Source organism: Bradyrhizobium sp. (assembly GCF_028868675.1).
In the GTDB taxonomy this organism is placed as follows: Bacteria; Pseudomonadota; Alphaproteobacteria; order Rhizobiales; family Xanthobacteraceae; genus Bradyrhizobium.
Genome location: NZ_JAGWUA010000260.1, coordinates 1 through 5,480, shown reverse-complemented (window position 1 = coordinate 5,480; position 5,480 = coordinate 1). Strand labels below are relative to the sequence as shown.

Here is a 5,480-nt window from a genome sequence, read left to right as displayed (position 1 = left end):
GCCCTGTTACGTCACGGCGCTTGCCCCGGAACGATCGCGATCACTCGCGCGAGTAGCCGATCAGCGGCCTGCGTGGCCGGAACAGGATCATCAGGACGATCCCGAGAAGGCCGAGTACGGCAAAGACCGGCTGGTCCAGCACCACCCGGACCACGGAGGTCCAGAGCCAGGGGGCTTTGGCCTCGACCCAGGTCCGGAAGGCCAGCTGGCTGGACTGATGGACGTCGTTCCAGAACTGGCCGAACCGGGTGAAGCGCAGGGTCTGGTCGGCGACCCAGCGGGCGCCGTCATAGACCATGAAGATGAAGCCGCCGGCCAGCAGCAAGAGGCCAATCAATCGGAAAAAGCCGCGGATCATGCGTCACCTTAATATAGCGGGTCCGGCCGGGGCGCTCGCGAGCGAGGACGAAAGCGCCGCCAGCCAATACCGGGGAGAACGCGGAAATTCAACCTCGTCAGTACGTTACGACTGGTCCGGAAAGAGCCCAGGAGCCGCTTCGAAGGCTTCTCGGCCGTTGACGGTGCCGCGGGCCGCCTCTATAAGGGCGCCAACTGGCGGCGGGCGCAATCCCGCCGCCGCTGTTCTTTGAGCAGTGACGGGCGAGAGCCGCAAGGCCGTCGCTCCTGGTCCGGGAACAGCCTGCATCGAACACCCCAGAACCGAGCGTCGATTTCGCGGTCAAGCAGCCGGCGCCACCCAGAGGTCCGACCCGAGCGACCGGTCACGTTGAGGATATTTTAGACTATGGCCAACACCACTTCCGCCAAGAAGGCGACGCGCAAGATTGCCCGCCGCACCGCCGTCAACAAGTCGCGCCGCACCCAGATGCGCGGCGCCGTCCGTCAGGTCGAAGAGGCGATCAAGACCGGCGACCGTGCCGCCGCGCTGAAGGCGATGGCGAGCGCCGAGCCCGCTTTGATGCGTGCGGCGCAGCGCAACATCGTTCACAAGAACAATGCGAGCCGCAAGGTCTCGCGCCTCGCGCACCAGATCGCCAAGCTCGGAAAATAATCCGACCGAACATCGCGCCAAAAGATCGCGTAACGTCAATCAGCCCGGCAGCCACCGGGCTTTTTCTTTGTGCGGTCGCCGCGCGCCGAAAAAGTTTTTTCGGCCGTTCCTTCTTTCGTTCCGTCAATTCTACCCGCTTGCGGTCTTGCAACACCCGAAACTTCATCGCAGTTGCGAGACGCGAGCAAGACGATCTTGCCCTCCGTAGTTTCCACGGAGCGCTCAGCAACTTAGGCGCGGGAGTTACCCTGCAAAACCAGTCCTGAAAAACGATGCCTCGATAATCACTTATCGACATAGCGACGACAAGCGTTTGGAAAAATCGCTCGCGCGGCATTCGCTTGAAGGATTTGCGATAATTTTTTGACTGCCGTCGAAAAAATGTCACAGCACCTGCACCGTCTTCGATTCTGCACGGCGATTCAAAAACTTGGTCTCGGCTTCGTGAAGAGCGGCGCGCACGGCGTTAACGCAGATGCGGAATTGGGTGCGTCAACGGTGAATCAAATGCGTTGCGAGTCTTGGCGCATAGTGTATTCCTAGGTCGTTCGCGGCGCCCACGATCTTGAGACCAGCGCGGTTTTGGAAACGGGGCGAGCGTGCAAATCGGCGGCGGTGTGCACGTTGGCGACGCTTTACCAAGCGATTGTCGGTTCGAAACCCATAGCGATGTGGGAGCGGTAGTCTTTTGTCTAAATGTCTCCAGGCGAGGCCTCGTGCTTCGCTCGCCTTCCAGGCCCAAGCGAGAGACGGACTGAAGACCGAAGATCATCCGACGGGCGCAAGGACGAAGCCAGCGAACAGCTAGTGCAGACGGGCCGAACATCGCGGCCGGACGGTTACGTTCGTGACGCGCTGTTCTAGGACTACACGCAGGACCTTGCCGTGAGCGATCACGGCAGGACGGGGAGGCATCATGTCGAACGGACTCAGCGCGGTATTGACCCAAATCCATTTTTCCAGCGACAGCGTTTCGGGTCCCTCCTCCGATCAGCCGCCGACGTCTCCGGGGGCGCTGAGTACGCGCTGACCTCGCGAACTCCCCATCTTCAAGAAAGCTGATCTGCTCGCCGGCGTTTCCGCCGAACGGCCGATCCATGCCTTCGAGATGGACTCGCTCGAGGTCGTGCCGTGACGAGCAATCCGCGCGGCCACTCACCCACGCAACCTTACTCATTGAGAAAAGTTTTCAGACGATGACATCGGAACAGGATCGCTGGTCACGCGTGAAGGGGCGGCTGCGCTCGACCGTGGGCGAGGACGTCTACACGAGCTGGTTTGCGCGCATGGATCTGGAGGGAGTGCAGGACGAGGCCGTGCGGCTTTCGGTTCCGACCCGTTTCCTGAAGAGCTGGATCCAGGCCCATTATGCCGAGCGCGTGCTCTCCTGCTGGCAGGCCGAGATGCCCGAGGTGCACCGGATCGACCTCACGGTCCGCTCCCCGGTGCGGCCCGTCGCGCCGGCCAGGGAGACGCCGGCGCCGGCCGAGGCGAAGCGAAGCGACGGCCGGCACGCTCCCGAGTTGCGCTCGACCGCGACCGCGCCGGTCTCGGCCAGCCACGATGCGCTCGGCGGCTCGCCGCTCGATCCGCGCCTGACGTTTGCGAGCTTCGTGGTCGGCCGCTCCAACACGCTGGCGCATGCGGCGGCGCGCCAGGTCGCCGAGGGTCGCCGCGGCGATGCCGTGATGTTCAACCCGCTCTACATCCATGCCGGCGTCGGCCTCGGCAAGACGCATCTGCTGCAGGCGGTGACCTGGGCCGGCAATTCCGGCAACGAGCGCAAGGTGCTCTACCTCACCGCGGAAAAATTCATGTACGGCTTCGTCGCCGCGCTGAAGACGCAGACGGCGCTGGCCTTCAAGGAGGCGCTGCGCGGCATCGACGTGCTCGTCATCGACGACCTGCAGTTCCTGCAGGGAAAATCGACCCAGGCCGAGTTCTGCCACACGCTGAACGCGCTGATCGACGCCGGCCGCCAGGTCGTGATCGCCGCCGACCGTCCGCCGTCCGATCTCGAGAGCCTGGACGACCGCGTGCGTTCGCGGCTCGCCGGCGGCCTCGTGGTCGAGATGGGCTCGCTCGGGGAGGATTTGCGGCTCGGCATTCTCAAGTCGCGCGTCGCGGCCGCCCGCGGCCATCATGCGAGCTTCGACGTGCCCGAGGACGTCTTGAACTATCTTGCGCGCACCATCACCCACAACGGCCGCGACCTCGAAGGCGCGATCAACCGGCTGCTGGCGCATTCCAAGCTCAACAACCAGCCGGTGACGCTGGAGATGGCCGAGCGCGAGGTGCGCGACCTGATCCGGCCGCAGGAGCCCAAGCGCATCAAGATCGAGGACATCCAGCGCGTGGTGGCGCGGCAGTACAATGTCAGCCGCTCCGACCTGTTGTCCTCGCGCCGCACGGCCAACGTGGTGCGCCCGCGGCAGGTCGCGATGTACCTCGCCAAGACGCTGACGCTGCGCTCGCTGCCGGAGATCGGCCGCCGCTTCGGCGGACGCGACCACACCACGGTGCTGCACGCCGTGCGCAAGATCGAGGCACTGGTCGCCAAGGACATTGCGCTGAACGAGGAAGTCGAGTCGCTGAAGCGCCAGCTGCAGGAATAAAGGCCTACCTTCCGCCGCGGCACGGCATCATGACGAGCGTTCCGGCCCGGCCGGGACGCTCGTCGCATTTGGTCGGTAAATCGTGGGGGAACAGCCGCCGAATCCCTTGAATCCGCCTGCCATCCGCGCCACCTTGCGCGACCCCGACGGCTTTGATCATATCGGCTGGTGATCCGGCTTTCCGGGTGTCTTCCGTGCCGCGGCGCCGCTTCCCGGCTGCCCGGCTTTTCCATCGCGTCTTCTATCTCGGGGATCGGGCGGGTAGTGCAATGAAGGTTACGGTCGAACGCGCGCAACTCCTGAAATCGCTGAGCCATGTCCACCGCGTGGTCGAGCGCCGCAACACGATTCCCATCCTCGGCAACGTGTTGGTGCGCGCCGAGAACGCGAAACTGTCACTGAAGGCGACCGACCTCGATCTCGAGGTGACGGAGACGCTCGCGGCGGAAACCGCGACCGCGGGTTCCACCACCGTGCCGGCCCACATGTTCTACGACATCGTACGCAAGCTGCCGGACGGCTCGCAGATCGTGCTGGAGGGCGACGGCGACCGTTCGGTGCTGGCGATCCGCGCCGGCCGCTCGCGCTTCACGCTGCAGACGCTGCCGGAGAACGATTTTCCCGATCTCGCCGCCGGGGACATGTCGCATTCCTTCACGCTGCCCGCCAAGGACGTCAAGCGGCTGATCGACCGCACCCAGTTCGCGATCTCGACGGAAGAGACGCGTTACTATCTCAACGGCATCTATCTGCACGCCGCCGGGACCGCCAAGGCCGCCACCTTGCGCGGGGTCGCCACCGACGGACACCGCCTCGCCCAGCTCGACCTGGTGCAGCCCAAGGGCGCCGCCGGCATGCCCGGCGTGATCGTGCCGCGCAAGACCGTCGGCGAGGTGCAGCGCCTGATCGAGGACAGCGAGGCCGACGTGACGATCGAGTTGTCGCAGGCCAAGATCCGCTTCACCATCGGCCACGTCGTGCTGACCTCGAAGCTGATCGACGGCACCTTCCCCGACTACGGCCGCGTCATCCCGCAGAACAACGACAAGGAACTCGTCGTCGACAAGAAGGATTTCGAAGCTGCGGTCGACCGCGTCTCGACCATCTCCAGCGAGCGCGGCCGCGCGGTCAAACTGTCGCTGTCGCCGGGCAAGCTGGTGCTGTCGGTGACCAATCCGGATTCCGGCAGCGCGACCGAAGAGATCGAGGTCGAATACGCCTCCGACCCGCTCGATATCGGCTTCAACTCGCGCTACCTGCTCGACATCGCCTCCCAGATCGAGGGCGAGGTCGCCGTGCTGAAGCTCGCCGACCCCGGCTCGCCCACGCTGGTCCAGGACCGCGACGACAAGAGCGCGCTCTACGTGCTGATGCCGATGCGGGTGTGAGGGGGGTGTAACTCAACTCGTCATGGCCGGGCTTGACCCGGCCATCCATCAAGCCAAATGACCTATTGGGTGTACATCCTCGCGAGTAAGCCCGGCGGAACACTCTATGTCGGAGTGACCAACAATCTGATCCGACGCGTCTACGAGCACCGCGAAGGCCTGGCCGAGGGCTTCACCAAACGCTACGGCGTCAAAACCCTGGTCTACTTCGAAGCACATGACACGATCGCGGCTGCCCTGCAGCGCGAAAAGAACATCAAGCATTGGTCGCGCGAATGGAAAATCGATCTGATCGTTGCGAGCAATCCCGAGTGGCGAGACCTCTATGATGAAATTGCCCGCTGACGCGGGCGATGGATTGCCGGGTCAAGCCCGGCAATGACGAGATGACATGACCCCTTCCCGCATCCACCGCCTGACGCTGACGCATTTTCGCAATTACAGGGCGGCGGGGCTCGAGACGCG

General features: G+C 64.1%; 5 protein-coding genes. 4 read left to right on the top strand and 1 reads right to left on the bottom strand.

Going from position 1 to position 5,480, the window contains the following annotated elements; translation table 11 throughout:
- Positions 1-40: 40 nt before the first annotated feature.
- Positions 41-358 (bottom strand): hypothetical protein, encoded by a 318-nt coding sequence (locus KGM94_RS23045; protein ID WP_300264442.1) that lies wholly within the window; start codon positions 356-358, stop codon positions 41-43.
- Between the two features lie 387 nt (positions 359-745).
- Between KGM94_RS23045 and rpsT the strand changes: the two genes are divergently transcribed.
- The 4 genes from rpsT (at position 746) to KGM94_RS23025 (ending at position 5,360) form a co-directional block, all read left to right on the top strand.
- Positions 746-1,012 carry a 30S ribosomal protein S20 gene (gene rpsT / locus KGM94_RS23040; RefSeq protein WP_300264440.1) on the top strand — a complete coding sequence of 89 codons (267 nt, stop codon included), beginning with the start codon at positions 746-748 and terminating at the stop codon, positions 1,010-1,012.
- Positions 1,013-2,208: 1,196 nt separating this feature from the next.
- Positions 2,209-3,627, top strand: a complete 1,419-nt coding sequence (dnaA, locus tag KGM94_RS23035) for a chromosomal replication initiator protein DnaA (protein ID WP_300264438.1) — start codon at positions 2,209-2,211, stop codon at positions 3,625-3,627.
- A gap of 269 nt (positions 3,628-3,896) precedes the next feature.
- Complete coding sequence (gene dnaN, locus KGM94_RS23030) at positions 3,897-5,015, top strand: DNA polymerase III subunit beta (protein WP_300264436.1); 1,119 nt, start codon at positions 3,897-3,899, stop codon at positions 5,013-5,015.
- A gap of 57 nt (positions 5,016-5,072) precedes the next feature.
- Positions 5,073-5,360, top strand: a complete 288-nt coding sequence (locus KGM94_RS23025) for a GIY-YIG nuclease family protein (protein WP_300264434.1) — start codon at positions 5,073-5,075, stop codon at positions 5,358-5,360.
- Positions 5,361-5,480: the final 120 nt, after the last annotated feature.